Origin of the sequence: Streptomyces sp. NPDC102270, assembly GCF_044766405.1 — a bacterium.
Taxonomy (GTDB): Bacteria; Actinomycetota; Actinomycetes; order Streptomycetales; family Streptomycetaceae; genus Streptomyces.
The window spans coordinates 163,066-181,627 of sequence record NZ_JBIWLX010000008.1; the positions used below are offsets into that span (position 1 = coordinate 163,066).

Consider the following 18,562-nt stretch of genomic DNA (forward strand, 5'->3'; position numbering starts at 1 on the left):
CATGGGACGGTACGTCGTCCGGCGTCTGCTCCAGATGATCCCGGTGTTCATCGGGTCGACCCTGCTGATCTTCCTCATGGTGAACGTGATGGGCGACCCCATCGCGGGCCTGTGTGGCGACAAGCAGTGCGACGCGGCGACGTCCGCCCAGCTCAAGAAGGAGTTCGGCCTCGACAAGCCGGTCTGGCAGCAGTACCTGACCTACATGGGGCACGTCTTCACCGGCGACTTCGGCACCGCGTTCAACGGCCAGAAGGTCACCGAGCTGATGGCGACGGCGTTCCCCGTGACCATCCGGCTCACCATCGTCGCCATCCTCATCGAGATTGTCGTCGGCATCACCCTGGGCGTGATCACCGGACTCAAGCGCGGCCGACCCGTCGACACCTCCGTCCTCCTCCTCACCCTCGTCGTGATCTCCGTCCCCACCTTCGTCACCGGTCTGCTGCTCCAACTGCTCCTCGGCGTCGAGTGGGGCTGGATCAAGCCCTCGGTGTCCACGGACGCCACCTTCGGCGAACTGCTCGTGCCGGGCCTGGTCCTCGCGTCCGTGTCACTGGCGTACGTGACCCGGCTGACCCGCACGTCCATCGCGGAGAACCGGCGCTCCGACTACGTCCGTACGGCGGTGGCGAAGGGCCTGCCCAGACGGCGGGTCATCGTCAGGCATCTGCTCCGCAACTCGCTCATCCCCGTGGTCACCTTCATCGGCACCGACATCGGCGCCCTGATGGGCGGTGCGATCGTCACCGAGCGCATCTTCAACATCCACGGCGTCGGCTACCAGCTCTACCAGGGCATCCTGCGCCAGAACACCCAGACCGTGGTCGGCTTCGTCACCGTCCTCGTCCTGGTCTTCCTGGTGGCCAACCTGCTCGTCGACCTCCTGTACGCCGTCCTCGACCCCAGGATCCGCTATGCCTGAACCCCAGGAACAAGAGGGAGCCATCGCCGGGACCGGAGCGGGCGGTGCGATGGATCTCGCGGTGAGCGAGGCGACCACCCTGGAGCAGAGCCCCGAGGGCACCGGACCTCAGGACAGACCCCGCTCCCTGTGGTCCGACGCCTGGCGCGACCTGCGCCGCAACCCCGTCTTCATCATCTCCGCGCTGGTGATCGTCTTCCTGGTCGTCATCTCCCTGTGGCCGTCGCTGATCGCCTCCCAGAACCCGCTGAAGTGCGACCTGTCGAAGGCCCAGGAAGGCTCGCAGCCAGGGCATCCCTTCGGCTACGACGGCCAGGGCTGCGACGTCTACACGCGCACGGTGTACGGCGCCCGTACGTCGGTGACGGTCGGCGTCTGCGCCACGCTGGGGGTCGCGATCCTCGGGTCGGTCCTCGGCGGCCTCGCCGGGTTCTTCGGAGGCTTCTCGGACTCGATCCTGTCCCGCACCACCGACATCTTCTTCGCGATCCCGGTGATCCTGGGCGGCCTGGTGCTCCTGTCGGTCGTCACGAGCAGCACGGTGTGGCCGGTCATCGGGTTCATGGTGCTGCTGGGCTGGCCGCAGATCTCCCGCATCGCGCGCGGCTCGGTCATCACCGCCAAACAGAACGACTACGTGCAGGCGGCCCGGGCGCTCGGCGCCTCCAACTCCCGCCTGCTGCTGCGCCACATCACCCCGAACGCGGTCGCCCCGGTGATCGTGGTGGCGACCATCGCGCTGGGCACGTACATCTCGCTGGAGGCGACCCTGTCGTACCTCGGAGTGGGCCTGAAGCCCCCCACGGTCAGCTGGGGCATCGACATCTCCGCGGCCTCCGCCTACATCCGCAACGCCCCCCACATGCTCCTGTGGCCCGCCGGAGCCCTCGCGATCACGGTCCTCGCCTTCATCATGCTCGGCGACGCCGTCCGCGACGCCCTCGACCCGAAACTGAGGTGAGGGAAGGTGACGGCGACCGCGGGGACGAGCACGGCAGAGCCGGTCTTCGCTGAGGGTCGCTACGCCGACGCGGGGCCGTCCGGCTCAGCGGTTGCGAGTGCGCGGGGGCCACTGCGGTCGCGTTCTGCCGGCACGGTGAGCGTTGTCTGCCTTCCGCCCGCACGGGCTCGTCCGGCCCGGTGGTGCTGTCCGCGAGGCGAGCGGGTGAGGGGGCGGGGGCCTTGTGGTCGCGGCGCGTCCGGCGGGTGTGCTCCGGGGGGCGCGGGGTCCACTGCGATCGCGTTCTGTCGGCAGGGGCGCCTTGTCCGCCGTGCGCACGCACGGGCTCGTCCGGCCCGGCGGTGCTGTCCGCGAGGCGAGCCGGTTGTGTTGCTCCGGCGGCGCGCGAGGAGGCCGGGCTCACTGCGGTGCTGCGCTGGCGGCGCGGGAGTCTCGCGCGGGCGGACGGCCGGGCGTCTCGTGGTCGCCACGCGGTGCGTCCGGGGCGGCCGTCGGAGGTCTCGTCGCCGCCGCCTCGCCACGCCCATCAAGCCACCGCCCCTGGTGCCCCTGCCACGCCCTCACGCCCCCGTCGTGTCGCTGCCGTCACGCCCATCACGCTCCGCCCCGCTCGTTCCGGCCCCCTCATGCCTCACCCCCGGTCCCGCTGCCCCGCCCTCACACCCCCTCCCCGTCTCCCCGTTCCCCCCACCCCCGGCGCCCCTCGCGACGCCCCGACCCGAAGCCGAGGTGAGTCGTCGTGCTGCTCGAAGTGCGTGATCTGCACGTGGAGTTCAGGACCAGGGACGGGGTGGCCAAGGCGGTCAACGGGGTCGACTACGGGGTGGACGCGGGGGAGACGCTCGCGGTGCTCGGGGAGTCCGGGTCGGGGAAGTCGGTGACCGCGCAGGCGATCATGGGGATCCTCGACATGCCTCCCGGAAGGATCACCGGGGGCGAGATCGTCTTCCGGGGACAGGACCTGCTGAAGCTGAAGGAGGACGAGCGGCGCAAGGTCCGCGGCGCCGAGATGGCGATGATCTTCCAGGACGCGCTGTCCTCCCTCAACCCCGTGCTCTCCGTGGGCGACCAGCTCGGCGAGATGTTCGTCGTGCACCGGGGGATGTCGAAGAAGGACGCGCGGGACAAGGCCGTCGAGCTGATGGACCGGGTGCGCATCCCGGCCGCCAGGGAACGCGTGAAGGACTACCCGCACCAGTTCTCCGGCGGCATGCGCCAACGCATCATGATCGCGATGGCACTGGCCCTGGAACCCGCGCTGATCATCGCCGACGAACCCACCACCGCGCTCGACGTCACCGTCCAGGCCCAGGTGATGGACCTGCTCGCCGAACTCCAGCGCGAGTACCACATGGGGCTCATCCTCATCACCCACGACCTCGGTGTCGTCGCGGACGTGGCCGACCGGATCGCCGTCATGTACGCCGGACGGATCGTCGAACAGGCCCCCGTCCACGACATCTACAAGGCGCCGGCCCACCCCTACACGCGCGGACTGCTCGATTCCATCCCTCGTCTCGATCAGAAGGGCCAGGAGCTGTACGCGATCAAGGGACTGCCGCCCAACTTGATGAACATCCCGTCGGGTTGCGCGTTCAACCCCCGCTGCCCGATGGCACGGGACGTGTGCCGCACCGACGTGCCGCCTCTGTACGACGTTGACGACAGACGCACGAGCGCCTGTCACTTCTGGACGGAGTGCCTCAATGGTTGAGCCGATCCTGGAAGTGGGTGGACTGATCAAGCACTACCCGTTGACCCGGGGCATTCTGTTCAAGAAACAGGTCGGTGCCGTCAAGGCCGTGGACGGTGTGGACTTCACGCTGCACAAGGGAGAGACCCTCGGCATCGTCGGGGAGTCCGGCTGCGGCAAGTCGACCGTCGCCAAGATGCTCGTCAATCTCGAGCGCCCGACGCAAGGGTTGATCAAGTACAAGGGCGAGGACATCACCAAGCTCTCCGGCAAGGCGCTCAAGGCGGTCCGCCGCAACATCCAGATGGTCTTCCAGGACCCGTACACCTCGCTCAACCCCCGTATGACGGTCGGCGACATCATCGGGGAGCCGTACGACATCCACCCGGAGGTGGCCCCCAAGGGCGACCGGCGCAGAAAGGTCCAGGACCTGCTGGACGTCGTCGGCCTCAACCCCGAGTACATCAACCGCTATCCGCACCAGTTCTCCGGCGGCCAGCGCCAGCGCATCGGCATCGCGAGGGGACTGGCCCTGCGCCCCGAGGTCATCGTCGCCGACGAACCGGTCTCCGCCCTCGACGTCTCCGTCCAGGCCCAGGTGATCAACCTCCTCGACCGGCTCCAGAGCGAGTTCGAGCTGTCGTACCTCTTCATCGCGCACGACCTGTCGATCGTCCGGCACATCTCGGACCGGGTCGGGGTGATGTACCTCGGGCGGATCGTGGAGATCGGCCGGGACGAGGAGATCTACGACCATCCGACGCACCCCTACACCCAGGCGCTGTTGTCCGCCGTGCCGGTGCCCGACCCGGAGGCCCGCGAACACCGCGAGCGGATCATCCTCACCGGCGACGTCCCGTCCCCGACGAACATCCCCTCCGGGTGCCGCTTCCGCACCCGCTGCTGGAAGGCCCGGGAGCGCTGCGCGCTGGAGGTCCCGGCGCTGGCGGTGCCGGCGGAGTTCCGGTTCGCGGGCGGGCCCGCGGCACACGACTCGGCGTGCCACTTCGCGGAGGAGATGCAGGTCGTCCCGGCCGAGGGGCCGGAGTAACACGGAGGCAACTTGGCCGACCCGGTTCCGATATACGGACGCGTCAGGCTCTACGACGTACGGCCGTGCGGGTGCCGTAAGCGGGCCGGGACTGCCATGTGGTCCCGGCCCGCTGCTGTGCCTACGCCCCTACGCCATCCCCAAGGACCGCTTCAGGAAGTCCAGCTGAAGCCGCAGCAGGTTTTCCGCGACCGTCTCCTGCGGGGTCATGTGGGTCACTCCGGACAGTGGCAGCACCTCGTGCGGGCGGCCCGCGGCCAGCAGGGCCGAGGACAGGCGCAGGGAGTGGGCGACCACCACGTTGTCGTCCGCGAGACCGTGGATGATCATCATCGGGCGGTGCGGCTCGGCCGCGTCGACCAGACCCCCGTCGTCGACCAGCGAGTTGCGGCGGTAGACCTCCGGCTGCTCGTCCGGGTGGCCGAGGTAGCGCTCCTGGTAGTGGGTGTCGTACAGACGGAGATCGGTGACCGGGGCGCCGACCACGGCCGCGTGGAAGACGTCCGGGCGGCGCAGCACCGCGAGGGCCGCCAGATAGCCGCCGAAGGACCAGCCGCGGATCGCGACCCGGGAGAGGTCCAGGGGGAAGTTCCCGGCGAGCGCTTGGAGCGCGTCGACCTGGTCCTGGAGGACCACCTCCGCGAGGTCGTCCCGGACCGCCTTCTCCCAGGCGGGGGAGCGGCCCGGGGTGCCCCGGCCGTCGGCCACGACCACCGCGAAGCCCTGGTCGGCGAACCACTGCGAGGTCAGGTGCGGGTTGTGCGCGGCGACCACCCGCTGCCCGTGCGGACCCCCGTACGGGTCCAGCAAAACCGGAAGGGGGCTGTCACCGGCGTAGTCCTGCGGCATAAGCACGGCGCACGGAATCCTCCGTGCGCCCCCCTCGACCAGCGTCACGCGCGGGGTCAAACCGGGATCTTCCGCGTACGAGGTGACAGTCGCCGTCTCCTTGCCGTCCCGCAGGACCCGCGCACGGGTGCCCGGCCGGTCGAGGGTCGCCGACACCAGCACGGTCACACCCCCGGCGCGCACCGCCGAGTGCACGCCGGGTTCCTGTGACAGGCGCTCCATTCCGAGCTCGTTCACCCGGTAGACGTGCACCTGGCCGGTCTGAGGGGACTCGGCCTCCGGGCCGGCCGACGCGGAGACCAGCACGTCGTCCGCGGTGACGTCCAGCACCGCGCGGACGTGCAACTGCGGTCCCGTCAACGGGCGTTCACCGACCGCCAGTACCCGTGCGCCGCCCTCGTCCGCGATCCGCACGAGCTGTCCCGAAGGGCTCCAGCAGGGCACCCCGGGGAAAAGATCCAGCCAAGTTGGATCTTCGTCCGCGTGCACCATCCGGGTCGCGCCGGACTCCGGGTGCACCGCCAGATACAGCTGGCTGCGCTGGTCGCGCGCCTGTACGAGCAGCAGCGGAGCACCCGCCGCTGACCAGTGCACATGGGCCAGATACGGATAGCGCTTCCGGTCCCAGGAGACCTCCGTGCGCGTCCCGTCCAGATCGATCACGAACAGTCGTACGTCCGCGTTGGCGGTGCCCGCGGCCGGGTACGGGACGTGTTGTGGGTCACGCTCCGGGTGGGCCGGGTCGGAGATCCACCAGCGCCGCACCGGCGTGTCGTCCACGCGTGCGACCAGCAGCCGGTCCGACTGCGGCGACCACCAGAAGCCCCGCGTGCGGCCCATCTCCTCGGCCGCGATGAACTCCGCGAGACCGTAGGTGACGTGGTCCGACTCCGGAGCGGCAAGCGCCCGGTCGCCCTCGCCCTCGGTGCCCACGACCCGCAGGGAGCCCTGGGCGACGTACGCGATGTGCCGTCCGTCGGGGGCCGGGCGGGGGTCGATCACCGGCCCGGGGACGGCCAGTTCACGGGCCGTGCCGACCCGCAGTTCCGCCGTGAAAAGCCGCCCTGACAACGAGAAAGAGGCCAACTCGACGGCCGCGTCGGTGGCATAGCCGACGATGCCGGCACCGCCCTCGCGGCTGCGTTCGCGGCGCGCCCGTTCCTCGGGCGAGAGGCGCTCCTCGGCGCCGCCCAGGAGGGCGCGCGGGTCGGCCGCCACGCGCTCCCCGCCGTCCGCCGTGTCGAGCACCCACAATGAATTGGCCCGGTTCGTGCCGGAGTCCGAGCGCAGGAACACGACACGCGACCCGTCGGGCGCCACGGAGAACGCGCGCGGCGCGCCGAGCGTGAAGCGCTGGGTACGGGCGTGCCGGCGGGGAAAGGAGTCAGCCTCGGTCGTCATGCCCCGACCATATTGGCCATGCGCCCCCTTGTGCGGCCGTGCGCCGACGGATGCGCAGGCCCGGATAGTTATGATCACTACCGCATAGTGGGTATGAACCTGCTGGCTGACGTATGGATTTATCTGCCCCCCTGGTCCGACCCCCCGCGCTCTTGGGATCTTTGGAGGTGAGCCGCCGTGGCACTCTCGATTTCGGCGGTGGTGCTGCTGGCGATCATCGTCTTCTTGTTGGTCAAGAAGTCGGGACTGAAGGGCGGCCACGCCGTCGTGTGCATCCTGCTCGGCTTCTATCTCGCCGCCTCGTCGATCGCACCGACGATCAGTGAGCTGACGACCAACATCGCGGGCATGATCGGCAGCATCAAGTTCTGACCCGACTGCGACGACCCGACTGCGACATCTCGACTGCGACGACCCCGCCGCGACGACCCGGCCGCGCGGGACTGTCGGTGGCTCCTCGTAGGCTGGGGCCATGACGGAACAGCCCGCTCGGCGCCTGCTCCTGGTGCACGCGCACCCGGACGACGAGTCGATCAACAACGGCGCGACCATGGCCAGGTACGCGGCCGAGGGCGCCCGGGTGACCCTGGTCACCTGCACCCTCGGCGAACTCGGCGAGGTCATCCCGCCCGGGCTGCGGCACCTGACCGGTGCCGCCCTGGCCGAGCACCGGCGGGGCGAGCTCGCCGCGGCCCTGCGCGCGCTCGGCGTCGAGGACTCCCGCCTGCTCGGCGGCGCCGGGCGCTACCGGGACTCCGGAATGATGGGCCTCCCGGACAACGACGACCCGGCCTGCTTCTGGCGGGCCGACGTCGACGAGGCGGCCCGTCATCTCGTCGAGGTGATCCTGGAGGTGCGCCCCCAGGTCCTCGTCACCTACGACGACAACGGCGGCTACGGCCACCCCGACCACATCCAGGCCCACCGCGTCGCCATGCGCGCCGTCGAGCTCGCCGCCGACGCCGGGTGGCGGATCCCGAAGGTCTACTGGAACCGGGTACCCCGCACGGTCGGCGAGCAGGCCTTCGCGCAGCTCCACGCCGATCTGCCGGGCCTCCCCTTCGCCAAGGCCGCCGCCCTCGACGACGTACCGGGCGTGGTGGACGACGAGCGCATCACCACGGAGATCGACGGCACGCCGTACGCCACCGCCAAGAGCGCCGCGATGGCCGCGCACGCGACCCAGATCGATGTGTCGGGAGCCTACTTCGCGCTCTCCAACGAACTCGCGCAACCCGTCTTCACCACCGAGTACTACGAATTGGTGAGAGGGGAACACGGGGCCACGAAGGAGACCGACCTGTTCTCCGGGATCGAGTTCTCCGGGATCGAGGACGCGTCATGAGCGACCGCGCGCCGATGCTGGCCCAGCCCCTGCAGCGCCCCTCCGCCGGACGGGTCGCCGCCTACCTCGGCCTCTTCGTGCTCGGGGCGGTGGTGGGGCTCGCCGGAGCGCTGGTGCAGGGCGGCTGGTTCCCGGGCGGACTGCTGCTCGCGCTGCTCGGCGAGGCCGGACTGCTGCTCGGCGGGGCCCGCGCCACCGGCAGCCGTGCCGGAGCCGTCGCACCGGCGGGCGGCTGGATGGTCGCCGTCATCTTTCTCACCACCAGCCGTCCGGAAGGCGACTTCGTCTTCGCGGCGGGAAGCGGCTCCTATCTCTTCCTGCTCGGCGGCATGGCTGTTGCTGTGATCTGCGCCACCCTTGGGCAGGGGCGGCAACCGGGCGGCGATGCCGTCCGACTTGGCAAGTGACGTACCACTTCTCCGCATCGCGCGCGTGCGAGTCCCGTGTGGGTTTCCCCAGCGGTCGTGGGATACAGGCCAGAAGTGGCCAGTATGGTGGTGCGCGCCGCCGGCGCCCGAAGCAGTGAGGTCGAAACGGGCGGCGGAGCCAACCGGGAGAACCTGCCTTGAGTCGTGAAACTGACAGTCCGTCCTCCGGGCCCAACGGGCGCGGCGGAGCCGCCTACCCCTCGGGCACGCCGCCGTACGGGACGCCCATGGCTTCCGACGGCGGTCCGGACGCGGGCCGTTCGGCCACGCAGCCGGAGGAGCGCAAGACCGAGACCACGCTGACGACCCGGATCCGGATCAACATCCCCGGTTCGCGGCCCATCCCGCCGGTCGTGGTGCGCCAGCCCGTCGGGGACACCGAGAGTTCCGGCGACAGAGGTCCCGAGACCGAGGCGCCGGCGCCGAGTTCCGCGCCGTCCACGGGCACCGTCGAAGTGCCCGCCGAAGCCGGCCGGCCCGCCGCCGACGAGAAGCCGAGCGACTGGTTCGCGCCCCGCAAGTCCGGCCCCGCCAAGGGGCCTCAGGGCGGCGGAGCCACCAACGGGGCCGGTCTGCCGGGCGGTTCGGCCGCGGGTGCGTCCGGAGCGGGTGCGTCCGGCGCGGGTGCGACCGGCTCGGGTGCCGGTGGTCCCGGCGCGTCCGGTCCCCGTCACGGTGGTGCGCGCTCCGGGACCGGGCGCCCCGGTGGGGTGGTCGGTTCCATGAGCGTGCCGGGCGGTTCCCGTCCGGGCGCCACGAACGGCGCCGGACTTACGGGCGCCACCGGCGGTCCGGTGGCTCCGGGCCACGGTGGCGGCACGGGCTCCTTCGACGTCACCGAGGCGCTGAACGCCGGCCCGCGCGGCACCGAACCCCGCCGCGACGAACTGCCGTACTTCGCCGAGAACGGCAACGGTTCCGGCGGCACGGGCGGGGAGCAGGGCCAGGGCGGCTTCGGCGCGCAGAGCGGCCCCGGCGGCCCCGGCCCCCAGAACGGCCAGATCGACTACGGCGGCGGCCAGGGCGGTCAGATCGACTACGGCGGCGGCTTCGGCGGACCGCAGGGTCCCGGCGGCCCGGGCGGCTCCCAGGGGCCCGCGGGCCCGACGGGCGGCCCGGTCACCGGCGACGGCCCGGTCGTGCCGCCCGCCGGACCGGACCCCTTCGCCAGGGCCGAGTCCTTCAACGGTCCCGACGGCTTCGGCGGTCAGGGCGGCCAAGGCGGTCCCGGCGGCCCGGGCAGCGGCGCACGCGGCCCGGGCGGAACCCGCGGTCCGGCCGGCCAGTCCGCTCAGGGCGCTCCCGGCACCCTCGGCGGTCCGGGCGGTCCCGACGGCTACGGCGGTCAGGCCGGTCAGGCCGCTCAGGGCGGCCCCCGCACCCTCGGTCGGCCGGGCGGCCCCGGCGCCCCCGCCCCAGGCGGTGCTCCCGGTGCCGGTCTCGGCCCCGGTGGCGGTCTGAGCGACGACACCGCGATCCTCACCCCGCAGAAGCCGGCCCCCTCATCGGGCGCTCCCGGCTACGGCGCCCCGGACAACGTCTCCGGGCACACCGTCACCAGCGGCATGCCGGTCGTACCGTCAGGTACCCGGAGCGCTCCCCGCGGGCCGGCCACCGACGGCCGTACGCCCCCGAAGCTGCCCGACACCGCGACGCAGGAGGCCCCGGCCGCCGCGTCGAAGAAGAAGAAAAAGAAGGGCCGCAGCAAGCTGGCGCTGCTCGGCGGCACCGTGGTCCTCCTCGGCGTCGGTGCCTACGGCGCCGGTCTCCTGATGAACCGGTCCGACGTGCCCAAGGGCACCACCGTGCTGGGCGTGGACATCGGCGGCGGCACCCGCGACGACGCCGTCAAGAAGCTCGACGACGCCCTCGGCGGCCGGGTGAACCAGGCCCTGAAGCTGTCGGTCGGCGGCGACACCGTCTCCCTCAAGCCGGACCAGGCCGGGCTCCAGCTCGACGACCAGGCCACGGTCGCCGCGGCCGCGAAGAGCGACTACAACCCGGTCTCCGTGATCGGCTCCCTCTTCGGCAACCACCGGGTCGTCGACCCGGTCATGCCGGTCGACGAGGAGAAGCTCCAGGCGGCCCTGGAGGACGCCTCGGGCGGCGCCGGCTCGGCGACCAACGGCACGATCAAGTTCGTCAACGGCAAGGCCGTCGCCGTGTACGGCAAGGCGGGCAAGGGCATCGACGTCACCAGGTCGACCACCGCGGTCGAGGAGGCCTACCGCACCCAGGTGGAGACCGGCACCGCCGGCTCGGTCACGCTGCCGACGACCACCAAGCAGCCGTCGGTCTCGAACGCCGAGGTCGACCGGATGATGAAGGAGTTCGCGGAGCCCGCGATGTCCAACGTCGTCACCGTCCAGACCGACGCGACGCACAGCATCAAGTTCGGCTCGCTGTCCCTGCCGAAGATCCTCGGCTTCAAGGCGGTCGGCGGCAAGCTCGTGGAGACGTACGACCTCGAAGCGCTCAAGGAGGCGTACGGCACCACCTTCGCCGGGGTGCAGATCAACGGCGCGAGCGGCAAGCGGGACGTCCTGCCGCAGGATGTCGCCTCCGCGCTGGGCAAGGCTCTGCGCGGCAAGACGGCGGCCGATCGCATCGTGGTCATCGACACGAACCCGAGCTGACCGGTCGCGGAGCAGGCACCGGAGTGCCGCCCGACATGACATCTGTCATGCGGCACTCCGGACGGCCGACACTGCCCGCCACCGCACCCGCGGAGCCACCATGGCCGTATGACAACGACAACCCCGGTGGTCGAGTTCGACCAGGTGAGCAAGGCGTACGGCGAGGTACGGGCCGTGGACGGACTGACCCTGACCCTGCGCCCGGGGGAGACCGTGGCGCTGCTCGGCCCCAACGGCGCCGGCAAGTCGACCACCCTCGATCTGCTGCTCGGCCTCAAGCAGCCCGACAGCGGCAGCGTCCGTCTCTTCGGCACCACCCCGCGTGAGGCGATCGTCGCCGGACGCGTGGGCGCGATGCTGCAGAGCGGCGGCCTGATGGACGAGGTCACGGTCGCCGAACTGGTCCGGCTCGCCTGCGCCCTGCACCCGAAGCCGTACCGGCCCTCCGAGGTGCTGTCCCGCGCGGGCATCGCCCAGATCGCCGACCGCAAGGTCAACAAGCTCTCCGGCGGCCAGGCCCAGCGGGTCCGCTTCGCCCTCGCGACCGCCGGCGACAGCGACCTGGTCGTCCTGGACGAACCGACGACCGGCATGGACGTCACCACCCGCCAGGCGTTCTGGGCCACCATGCGCGAACAGGCCGACCAGGGCCGTACGGTCCTCTTCGCCACCCACTACCTCGAAGAGGCCGACGCCACCGCCGACCGGGTGCTCGTCCTGCACCGGGGCCGCCTCCTCGCCGACGGCACCGCCGCCGAGATCAAGGCCAAGGCGGGCGCCCGCAGGATCGCCTTCGACCTGGAGGGCACGATCGACGAGGTCACGCTGCGGAACCTGCCCTTCATCAGCACCGTCGCCGTCTCCGGCCAGACCGTCCGCATCCAGTCCACCGACGCCGACGCGACCGTCCACGCCCTCTACGGCCTCGGCGTCTACCCCCGCAATCTCGAAGTCGCCGGGCTCGGTCTGGAGCAGGCCTTCGTCGCCATCACCGCCGCCGAGGAGGCGAAGTCGAAGTGAACAGCCTCATCAAGCTGGAACTCACCCGCGCCCTGCGCAACCGCAAGTTCCTGTTCTTCTCGGTGCTGTACCCCTCGCTGCTGTTCCTGATCATCGCGGGCAACGCCGACAGCACGACGAAGGTCGACGGCACGGGCCTGACCCTGCCGACCTACATGATGGTCTCGATGGCCTCCTTCGGCGCCCTGACCGCCGTCCTGATGGGCAACAGCGAGCGCATCGCGAAGGAGCGGGAGGGCGGCTGGGTAAGGCAGTTGAGGCTGACGACCCTCCCGGGGCGCGGCTATGTCCTCGCCAAGACGGCGAGCGCGGCCGTGGTGAGCCTGCCCTCGATCGTGGTCGTGTTCGTCGTCGCCGCGGCCGTGAAGGACGTACGCCTCGACGCCTGGCAGTGGCTCGCCCTCACCGGCGCGATCTGGGCCGGAAGCCTCGTCTTCGCCGCGCTCGGCGTCGCCATCGGCTACCTCGCCACCGGTGACGCGGTCCGCCCGATCACGATGATCACCTACTTCGGGCTCTCGATGCTGGGCGGCCTGTGGATGCCCACGACGACCTTCCCGCAGTGGCTCCAGGACATCGCCGAGTGGCTGCCCACGCACGCGTACGCTGCCCTCGGGCAGGCCATCGAGCAGAGCCGCGCCCCGCACGCACAGGACATCGCCGTCCTGGCCGTCTCCTTCGCCCTGTTCGCGGGCGGCGCGGCCTGGCTGTACCGGAAGGACACGTTGAAGGCGTGAGCGCGATGACGGACGAGCTGGGCGGGGACGAGGAAGCGCGTGCGGAGCGGCTGGTGCGCATCGGCCAACCGCCCCGCAACCGGGCCGAGGTCATACGCAAGCTGGTGTGGATCGTGCCGTGGCTGGTCTTCCTCAGCTCACCGGTGCGCGACCTGGCCTCCGGCCACCACACCGGCTCGGCCACCGCGGCGGGCTGGGCGGGCCTCACGGTCTTCACCGGCACCTATCTGGCGCTGGTCTTCCGGAACATGGGCCGGGCGTTCCACGGCCGGACGGTCTGCGCCCTGGTCGGTGTGCTCTGGCTGCTCGCGATCGTTCTGACCCTGAGCCTCGGCGGTTCCTGGCTCGGCCTGTTCGTGTACGTCTCCGTGGCCTGCGGTGTCACTTTCCCGCTCCGGGCCGCGTACTGGGCGATTCCGGTGAACACCCTCTCGCTGACGCTGGTGGGCCTGCGCACCGACCCGGACTCGGCCTGGGGACTGTTCCTCGTCGTGCTGCTCGTCGGCTACTCCATGACCGGCGTCCGCCAACTCGTGCGCACGACCGTGGAGTTGCGCAAGGCCCGCGCGACCGTCGCCCAACTGGCCGCGAACGAGGAGCGGCTGCGCCTCGCCCGTGACCTGCACGACCTCCTCGGCCACTCCCTGTCCCTGATCACGCTGAAGAGTGAACTCGCGGGCCGGATGCTGCCCAGCCATCCCGACAAGGCCGCCCAGCAGGTCGCCGACATCGAACAGGTCAGCCGCCAGGCACTGGTGGACGTGCGCGAGGCCGTCACCGGATACCGCCGTCCCCGCCTCGCCGGCGAACTGGCGGGCGCCCAAGTCGCCCTGACCGCGGCCGGGGTCACCGCCCAGCTCCCCGCCGAACCCGACCTGGCCGATGTCCCCGAGGAGAGCGAGTCGACCCTCGCGTGGGCGCTGCGCGAGGCCGTCACCAACGTCGTACGGCACAGCGGGGCCCGGCGCTGCACGGTGGAGCTGCTGCGTCGCCAGACCCTCGACGGTCCGGTGCTCGAACTCTCCGTCGAGGACGACGGCTCCGGAGGCTCGGGAGGCGGCCCGGGCAACGGTCTCACCGGTCTCACCGAGCGCCTGGAGAAGGCGGGCGGCACCCTGGAGGCCACCGGCACCCGGCACGGCTTCCGCCTGGTCGCCCGCGTGCCCACCGGCCCCGCGGCCGACGTAGGATCCGCCTCATGACGAGCCGCACGATCAAGGTCCTGCTCGCCGAGGACCAGTCGATGGTCCGCGAGGCCCTGGCCGCCCTGCTCGGCCTGGAGGACGACATCGAGGTCGTCGCCCAAGTGGCCCGCGGTGACGAGGTCCTGGCGGCGGCCCGCGCCCACGACATCGACGTGGCCCTCATGGACATCGAGATGCCGGGCGCGACGGGCATCGAGGCGGCGGCCCAGCTCCACCGGGAACTCCCGGCGGTCAAGCTGGTCATCCTCACGACCTTCGGCCGCCCCGGCTATCTGCGCAGCGCGATGGAGGCGGGCGCCGACGCCTTCCTCGTCAAGGACGCCCCGGCGGCCCAACTGGCGCAGGCGGTACGCAAGGTACTGGCGGGGGAGCGGGTCATCGACCCCACGCTCGCGGCGGCGGCCCTGGCGGACGGCGCGAACCCGCTGACGGACCGGGAGCGAGAGGTCCTGCGCGCGGCGGCCGACGGCTCCACCAACGCGGAGCTGGCGCGGACCCTCCACCTGTCCCAGGGCACGGTCCGCAACTACCTCTCGACGGCGATACAGAAGCTGGCGGTACGCAACAGGGCCGAGGCAGTCCGCAGGGCAAGGGAGAAGGGCTGGCTGTGACCCACTCAGGGGCGCGGTGAACTGCGCGACCAGCCACAACGGACCGGTGAGCGCCAGGACGGCCTCAGTTCAACATCGCTCGCGCGGCATGAGCCTGCTGTCGCACCTTGGCCGCCGCGGCCTCGTCCACCGCGGCCACCACTCCCGCATACGCCTCCAACTCCCCGGCCCCCTCGACGAAGTCACCCCGCTGCACGAGCAACTGCGCCCGCTCGTACCGCAGCCGCGCCGGATGGGAGGGAAGCAGCAGGGCCAGCTCCACGGCCCACAGGCCCACATCGGACCGTTCGGGCCGAGTCGCGGCCCAGGCCCGGACGTTGTTCAGAATCCGCTGCACGACCTCCAGCGGCTCGGCGGGCCCCAGCATCGCGGGATCCAGCGAACCCCCCGTCGCCCCGGCGACCAGCACCTCCGCGTCACCGCCGCTCAACACCCGCCCCCCGTCGAAGGGATCAGCCAGGACCTGCTCCTGCGGCGGCCCGAACCCGACCACGAAATGCCCTGGCAGAGCGACCCCGTACACCGGCGCCCCCGCCCGTCGGGCCACCTCCATCCACACCACCGACAACAGGATCGGCAACCCCCGCCGCCGTACCAGCACCTCGTGCAGCAACGAGGACTCCAGCCGCTGATAGTCCGCGGCGGAGCCGCGAAACCCGCACCGGTCGCCCAGCAGCTCCCGCAACGACACCGCCCAGGACCGCGGCCCGCCCGGCCGGAACGGCAACTGACCAGCCAGCGCGTCGAGTTCGATCTGGGCCGCGTCGATGCCGGCCTCGTCGAGCGCCCCGTCGGCCTGCGCCCCCACGAGCAGGCACAGCGCGGACAGATCGGGCCGCTCGGACCGCGCCTCTTCGGCGAACCGCCTCCGGAGCTCGGCGGAACGTTCGGGCGGTGGTGGAAACGGGGGACGCATAGCTGGCTCGTGCCCTTTCGCGGTGATCGCTACCGCGTCCCGGCGGAGACTTCCGGTTCGCGGTAGTGGTGGTAGGCGTGGTGCGCGGCGAACCCCATCCGGTCGTACAGGGCCCGCGCGCCGGCGTTGTCCGACTCGACCTGGAGCCAGGCGGCCGACGCCCCCTCGTCGAGGGCGCGCTGTGCCAGCGCCGCCATCACGGTCGAGGCCAGCCCCCGTCGCCGTAGCGCGGGATCCACCTCGACCGCGGCGAATCCGGCCCACCGGCCGTCCACGACACACCGCCCGATCGCGGCCGGCGCTTCCTCGCCGGGGACGGTGGCGAACCACACCGACGGCCCGCTTCCCAGGACGCGCAGGGCCACCTCGCTCACCCCCTTGCGCTGATAGCGCGCCAGCCAGTCGGCGTCGGCCTCCCGGGACAGCACGACATCCCCGGCCTCCGAAAGGTCGGCGACCGGCGCCAGTGCCCCGGTCCACAGCTCCGCCGTGACCTCCCGCGTCCACCCGCGCGCCTCCAGCTCCGCGCACAGCACCTCCTGGGTGCCCGCGGCGCCGGTCGCGGTCTGGACGTACGCCGGCAGACCGCGGTCGCCGTACCACCGGCGTACGGCGGCCAGGGCCTCGTCGAGCGGCAGGCCGGGGTCGCCGAGCGGCAGGACGGAGTTGGCGCGCCGGGTGAAGCCGGAGGCAGCACGCAGCTCCCACTCGCCGAGCCACTCGCTCTCGACGGGCCGCCAGCCGCGCGCGGTGATCCGGGCCAGCTCCTCGTAGGAGGCGGCCGGGCCCCGGCGGCGGGCCGGCTCGGCGGGCACGATCTTGCCCGCGACCAGCGCGGATTCCGCGATACGGACGCTCTGGCCGTCCCGGCGCGTGATCAGCAGCACACCGTCGTCCCATGATGTGAGAACACCGACCGTGTCGGTGAACTTCTCCCCGGTGTCGGCGGTTTCGTCCAGGCACCGTACGGATACCCGTTTGCCCACGTCAGCGGCGGAGATACGGACGACGAGGCGTCCCGCGGCGGAGATTTCCACAGGTCAGTTCACCCCTCCTGTTCGGATCATGCCCAAGAACGGAGATACTAGGTGCGGGCATCGACGACGCCGCGCTCCCGCGCGCCAGGCGGCGGAGCCTGAGGAGGCCCGCCAGCGCCCAATGGAGGAGGAACGACAGCGTGACCTACGTCATCGCGCAGCCTTGTGTCGACGTGAAGGACAAGGCCTGCATCGAGGAGTGCCCGGTCGACTGCATCTACGAGGGCTCCCGGTCCTTGTACATCCACCCGGACGAATGCGTCGACTGTGGTGCCTGTGAGCCGGTCTGCCCGGTCGAGGCGATCTTCTACGAGGACGACACTCCGGACGAGTGGAAGGACTACTACAAGGCGAACGTCGAGTTCTTCGACGAGCTCGGCTCGCCCGGCGGCGCCAGCAAGCTGGGTCTGATCGAGCGGGACCACCCGTTCATCGCCGCGCTGCCGCCGCAGGCATAGTCATCCGCTTCAGCGGCCCGCACCTCGTGCCGCCTCGGTCCCGTACGGCCTGATCGCCTCCGATCGTGGCCGTACGGGGCCGAGGCGTTTGCCGTACGACCCGAAAGTGAGCCCGAAAGCCGTGTCCGCAGTCTCCGACCGCCTTCCCACCTTCCCCTGGGACAAGCTGGAGCCGTACAAGAAGACGGCCGCCGCGCACCCCGGAGGCATCGTCGACCTGTCGGTCGGCACCCCGGTCGACCCGGTCCCCGATCTCGTGCAGAAGGCCCTGATCGACGCGGCGGACTCCCCGGGCTACCCGACGGTCTGGGGCACCCCGGCCCTGCGCGACGCGATCACCGGCTGGGTCGAGCGGCGTCTGGGCGCCCGCGAGGTCACCCACCGCCACGTCCTGCCGATCGTGGGTTCCAAGGAACTCGTCGCCTGGCTCCCCACCCAGCTGGGCCTCGGCCCCGGCGACCGGGTCGCGTACCCGCGCCTGGCCTACCCGACGTACGAGGTCGGCGCGCGCCTGGCCCGCGCCGACCACGAGGTCTACGACGACCCCACCGAGCTGGACCCGGCGGGCCTGAAGCTCCTGTGGCTCAACTCCCCGTCGAACCCGACCGGCAAGGTGCTGTCCAAGGACGAGCTGACGAGGATCGTCGCCTGGGCCCGGTCCCACGGCATCCTGGTCTTCTCCGACGAGTGCTACCTGGAGCTGGGCTGGGAGGCCGACCCGGTCTCCGTCCTGCACCCGGACGTCAACGGCGGCTCCTACGACGGCCTCGTGGCCGTCCACTCGCTGTCGAAGCGGTCGAACCTCGCGGGCTACCGCGCGGCCTTCCTCGCGGGCGACCCGGCGGTCCTCGCGCCCCTCCTGGAGATCCGCAAGCACGGCGGCATGATGACCCCGACGCCCACCCAGGCCGCGGTGGTGGCGGCCCTGGGCGACGACACCCACGTCCGCGAACAGCGCGAGCGCTACGCGGCTCGCAGGGCGCTGCTCCGCGAGGCCCTCGTGAACCACGGCTTCCGCATCGAGCACAGCGAGGCCAGCCTCTACCTGTGGGCGACCAGGGACGAGTCCTGCTGGTCCACGGTGGCCCACCTGGCCGACCTGGGCATCCTGGTGGCCCCGGGCGACTTCTACGGCACGGCGGGCGAGAGGTTCGTACGGGTCGCACTGACGGCGACGGACGAGCGGGTGCGGGCGGCGGTCGAGCGACTGGCGTGACTGGCTCCGGGCACGACGGCCGGACACGGCGAAGGGGCCCGGGAATTCCCCGGGCCCCTTCGCCGTGCGCTGG

The 18,562-nt window shown here is 71.5% G+C and carries 17 protein-coding genes; 14 read left to right on the forward strand and 3 right to left on the reverse strand.

Annotated features, from left to right (window positions below; all coding sequences use genetic code 11):
• The first annotated feature begins 1 nt into the window (after position 1).
• The 4 genes from ACIRP7_RS18105 to ACIRP7_RS18120 all read left to right on the forward strand — a co-directional run bounded on the left by ACIRP7_RS18105 (position 2) and on the right by ACIRP7_RS18120 (position 4,630).
• Complete coding sequence (locus tag ACIRP7_RS18105) at positions 2 to 925, forward strand: ABC transporter permease (protein WP_403659984.1); 924 nt, start codon at positions 2 to 4, stop codon at positions 923 to 925.
• Complete coding sequence (locus tag ACIRP7_RS18110) at positions 918 to 1,886, forward strand: ABC transporter permease (RefSeq protein ID WP_403659987.1); 969 nt, start codon at positions 918 to 920, stop codon at positions 1,884 to 1,886. Before ACIRP7_RS18105 ends, ACIRP7_RS18110 begins: the two co-directional genes overlap by 8 nt.
• 739 nt (positions 1,887 to 2,625) lie before the next feature.
• Positions 2,626 to 3,600 carry an ABC transporter ATP-binding protein gene (locus ACIRP7_RS18115; protein ID WP_403659990.1) on the forward strand — a complete coding sequence of 325 codons (975 nt, stop codon included), beginning with the start codon at positions 2,626 to 2,628 and terminating at the stop codon, positions 3,598 to 3,600.
• Complete coding sequence (locus ACIRP7_RS18120; protein ID WP_403659993.1) at positions 3,593 to 4,630, forward strand: ABC transporter ATP-binding protein; 1,038 nt, start codon at positions 3,593 to 3,595, stop codon at positions 4,628 to 4,630. Before ACIRP7_RS18115 ends, ACIRP7_RS18120 begins: the two co-directional genes overlap by 8 nt.
• Positions 4,631 to 4,759: 129 nt before the next feature.
• Here the strand turns inward: ACIRP7_RS18120 and ACIRP7_RS18125 are convergent, their stop codons facing one another.
• A complete protein-coding gene (locus ACIRP7_RS18125; RefSeq protein ID WP_403659996.1) occupies positions 4,760 to 6,880 on the reverse strand; it encodes a prolyl oligopeptidase family serine peptidase in 2,121 nt (706 codons plus the stop codon).
• A 177-nt stretch (positions 6,881 to 7,057) separates the two neighbouring features.
• On the opposite strand from ACIRP7_RS18125, the gene ACIRP7_RS18130 reads away from it, so the two are divergent.
• The 8 genes from ACIRP7_RS18130 to ACIRP7_RS18165 all read left to right on the forward strand — a co-directional run bounded on the left by ACIRP7_RS18130 (position 7,058) and on the right by ACIRP7_RS18165 (position 14,862).
• A complete protein-coding gene (locus ACIRP7_RS18130; RefSeq protein WP_007384493.1) occupies positions 7,058 to 7,252 on the forward strand; it encodes a hypothetical protein in 195 nt (64 codons plus the stop codon).
• Positions 7,253 to 7,352: 100 nt separating this feature from the next.
• Entirely contained in the window at positions 7,353 to 8,225 is an 873-nt protein-coding gene (mshB, locus tag ACIRP7_RS18135; RefSeq protein WP_403659999.1) for an N-acetyl-1-D-myo-inositol-2-amino-2-deoxy-alpha-D-glucopyranoside deacetylase, read from the forward strand.
• Complete coding sequence (locus tag ACIRP7_RS18140; RefSeq protein WP_403660002.1) at positions 8,222 to 8,632, forward strand: DUF6113 family protein; 411 nt, start codon at positions 8,222 to 8,224, stop codon at positions 8,630 to 8,632. Before mshB ends, ACIRP7_RS18140 begins: the two co-directional genes overlap by 4 nt.
• A 248-nt stretch (positions 8,633 to 8,880) precedes the next feature.
• Positions 8,881 to 11,289: a hypothetical protein gene (locus ACIRP7_RS18145; RefSeq protein WP_403660005.1), complete on the forward strand. Its 2,409-nt coding sequence runs from the start codon at positions 8,881 to 8,883 to the stop codon at positions 11,287 to 11,289.
• Between the two features lie 108 nt (positions 11,290 to 11,397).
• Positions 11,398 to 12,309, forward strand: coding sequence for an ABC transporter ATP-binding protein (locus tag ACIRP7_RS18150; protein ID WP_403660008.1), 912 nt, complete (start codon positions 11,398 to 11,400; stop codon positions 12,307 to 12,309).
• Positions 12,306 to 13,046, forward strand: a complete 741-nt coding sequence (locus ACIRP7_RS18155; RefSeq protein ID WP_403660011.1) for an ABC transporter permease — start codon at positions 12,306 to 12,308, stop codon at positions 13,044 to 13,046. Before ACIRP7_RS18150 ends, ACIRP7_RS18155 begins: the two co-directional genes overlap by 4 nt.
• 5 nt (positions 13,047 to 13,051) lie before the next feature.
• Positions 13,052 to 14,248 (forward strand): sensor histidine kinase, encoded by a 1,197-nt coding sequence (locus ACIRP7_RS18160; protein WP_403660681.1) that lies wholly within the window; start codon positions 13,052 to 13,054, stop codon positions 14,246 to 14,248.
• Positions 14,245 to 14,862: a response regulator gene (locus ACIRP7_RS18165; protein WP_403660014.1), complete on the forward strand. Its 618-nt coding sequence runs from the start codon at positions 14,245 to 14,247 to the stop codon at positions 14,860 to 14,862. The genes ACIRP7_RS18160 and ACIRP7_RS18165 overlap by 4 nt, the downstream gene beginning before the upstream one ends.
• Before the next feature lie 64 nt (positions 14,863 to 14,926).
• On the opposite strand, the gene ACIRP7_RS18170 is transcribed toward ACIRP7_RS18165, so the two are convergent.
• The gene (locus ACIRP7_RS18170) at positions 14,927 to 15,778 is read right to left on the reverse strand and encodes a transglutaminase-like domain-containing protein (protein ID WP_403660017.1); all 852 of its coding nucleotides are present in this window, start codon (positions 15,776 to 15,778) and stop codon (positions 14,927 to 14,929) included.
• A gap of 29 nt (positions 15,779 to 15,807) precedes the next feature.
• Positions 15,808 to 16,815: a GNAT family N-acetyltransferase gene (locus ACIRP7_RS18175; protein ID WP_403660020.1), complete on the reverse strand. Its 1,008-nt coding sequence runs from the start codon at positions 16,813 to 16,815 to the stop codon at positions 15,808 to 15,810.
• 140 nt (positions 16,816 to 16,955) lie between these two features.
• Here ACIRP7_RS18175 and fdxA point away from each other — a divergent pair, with 140 nt between their 5' ends.
• Together fdxA and ACIRP7_RS18185 are read left to right on the forward strand one after the other, a co-directional pair.
• Complete coding sequence (gene fdxA, locus ACIRP7_RS18180) at positions 16,956 to 17,273, forward strand: ferredoxin (protein WP_007384503.1); 318 nt, start codon at positions 16,956 to 16,958, stop codon at positions 17,271 to 17,273.
• 121 nt (positions 17,274 to 17,394) lie between these two features.
• A complete protein-coding gene (locus tag ACIRP7_RS18185; protein ID WP_403660023.1) occupies positions 17,395 to 18,489 on the forward strand; it encodes a bifunctional succinyldiaminopimelate transaminase/glutamate-prephenate aminotransferase in 1,095 nt (364 codons plus the stop codon).
• The last annotated feature ends 73 nt before the right edge of the window (positions 18,490 to 18,562 follow it).

What these genes read in the sequence shown, in the direction of transcription:
- mshB (WP_403659999.1), top strand. Translation starts at nt 7,353, where the DNA reads ATGACGGAACAGCCCGCTCGGCGCCTGCTCCTGGTGCACGCGCACCCG.
- ACIRP7_RS18145 (WP_403660005.1), top strand. Translation starts at nt 8,881, where the DNA reads ATGGCTTCCGACGGCGGTCCGGACGCGGGCCGTTCGGCCACGCAGCCG.
- ACIRP7_RS18105 (WP_403659984.1), top strand. Translation starts at nt 2, where the DNA reads ATGGGACGGTACGTCGTCCGGCGTCTGCTCCAGATGATCCCGGTGTTC.
- ACIRP7_RS18150 (WP_403660008.1), top strand. Translation starts at nt 11,398, where the DNA reads ATGACAACGACAACCCCGGTGGTCGAGTTCGACCAGGTGAGCAAGGCG.
- ACIRP7_RS18120 (WP_403659993.1), top strand. Translation starts at nt 3,593, where the DNA reads ATGGTTGAGCCGATCCTGGAAGTGGGTGGACTGATCAAGCACTACCCG.
- ACIRP7_RS18160 (WP_403660681.1), top strand. Translation starts at nt 13,052, where the DNA reads ATGACGGACGAGCTGGGCGGGGACGAGGAAGCGCGTGCGGAGCGGCTG.
- ACIRP7_RS18170 (WP_403660017.1), bottom strand. Translation starts at nt 15,778, where the DNA reads ATGCGTCCCCCGTTTCCACCACCGCCCGAACGTTCCGCCGAGCTCCGG.
- ACIRP7_RS18140 (WP_403660002.1), top strand. Translation starts at nt 8,222, where the DNA reads ATGAGCGACCGCGCGCCGATGCTGGCCCAGCCCCTGCAGCGCCCCTCC.
- ACIRP7_RS18110 (WP_403659987.1), top strand. Translation starts at nt 918, where the DNA reads ATGCCTGAACCCCAGGAACAAGAGGGAGCCATCGCCGGGACCGGAGCG.
- ACIRP7_RS18165 (WP_403660014.1), top strand. Translation starts at nt 14,245, where the DNA reads ATGACGAGCCGCACGATCAAGGTCCTGCTCGCCGAGGACCAGTCGATG.
- ACIRP7_RS18125 (WP_403659996.1), bottom strand. Translation starts at nt 6,880, where the DNA reads ATGACGACCGAGGCTGACTCCTTTCCCCGCCGGCACGCCCGTACCCAG.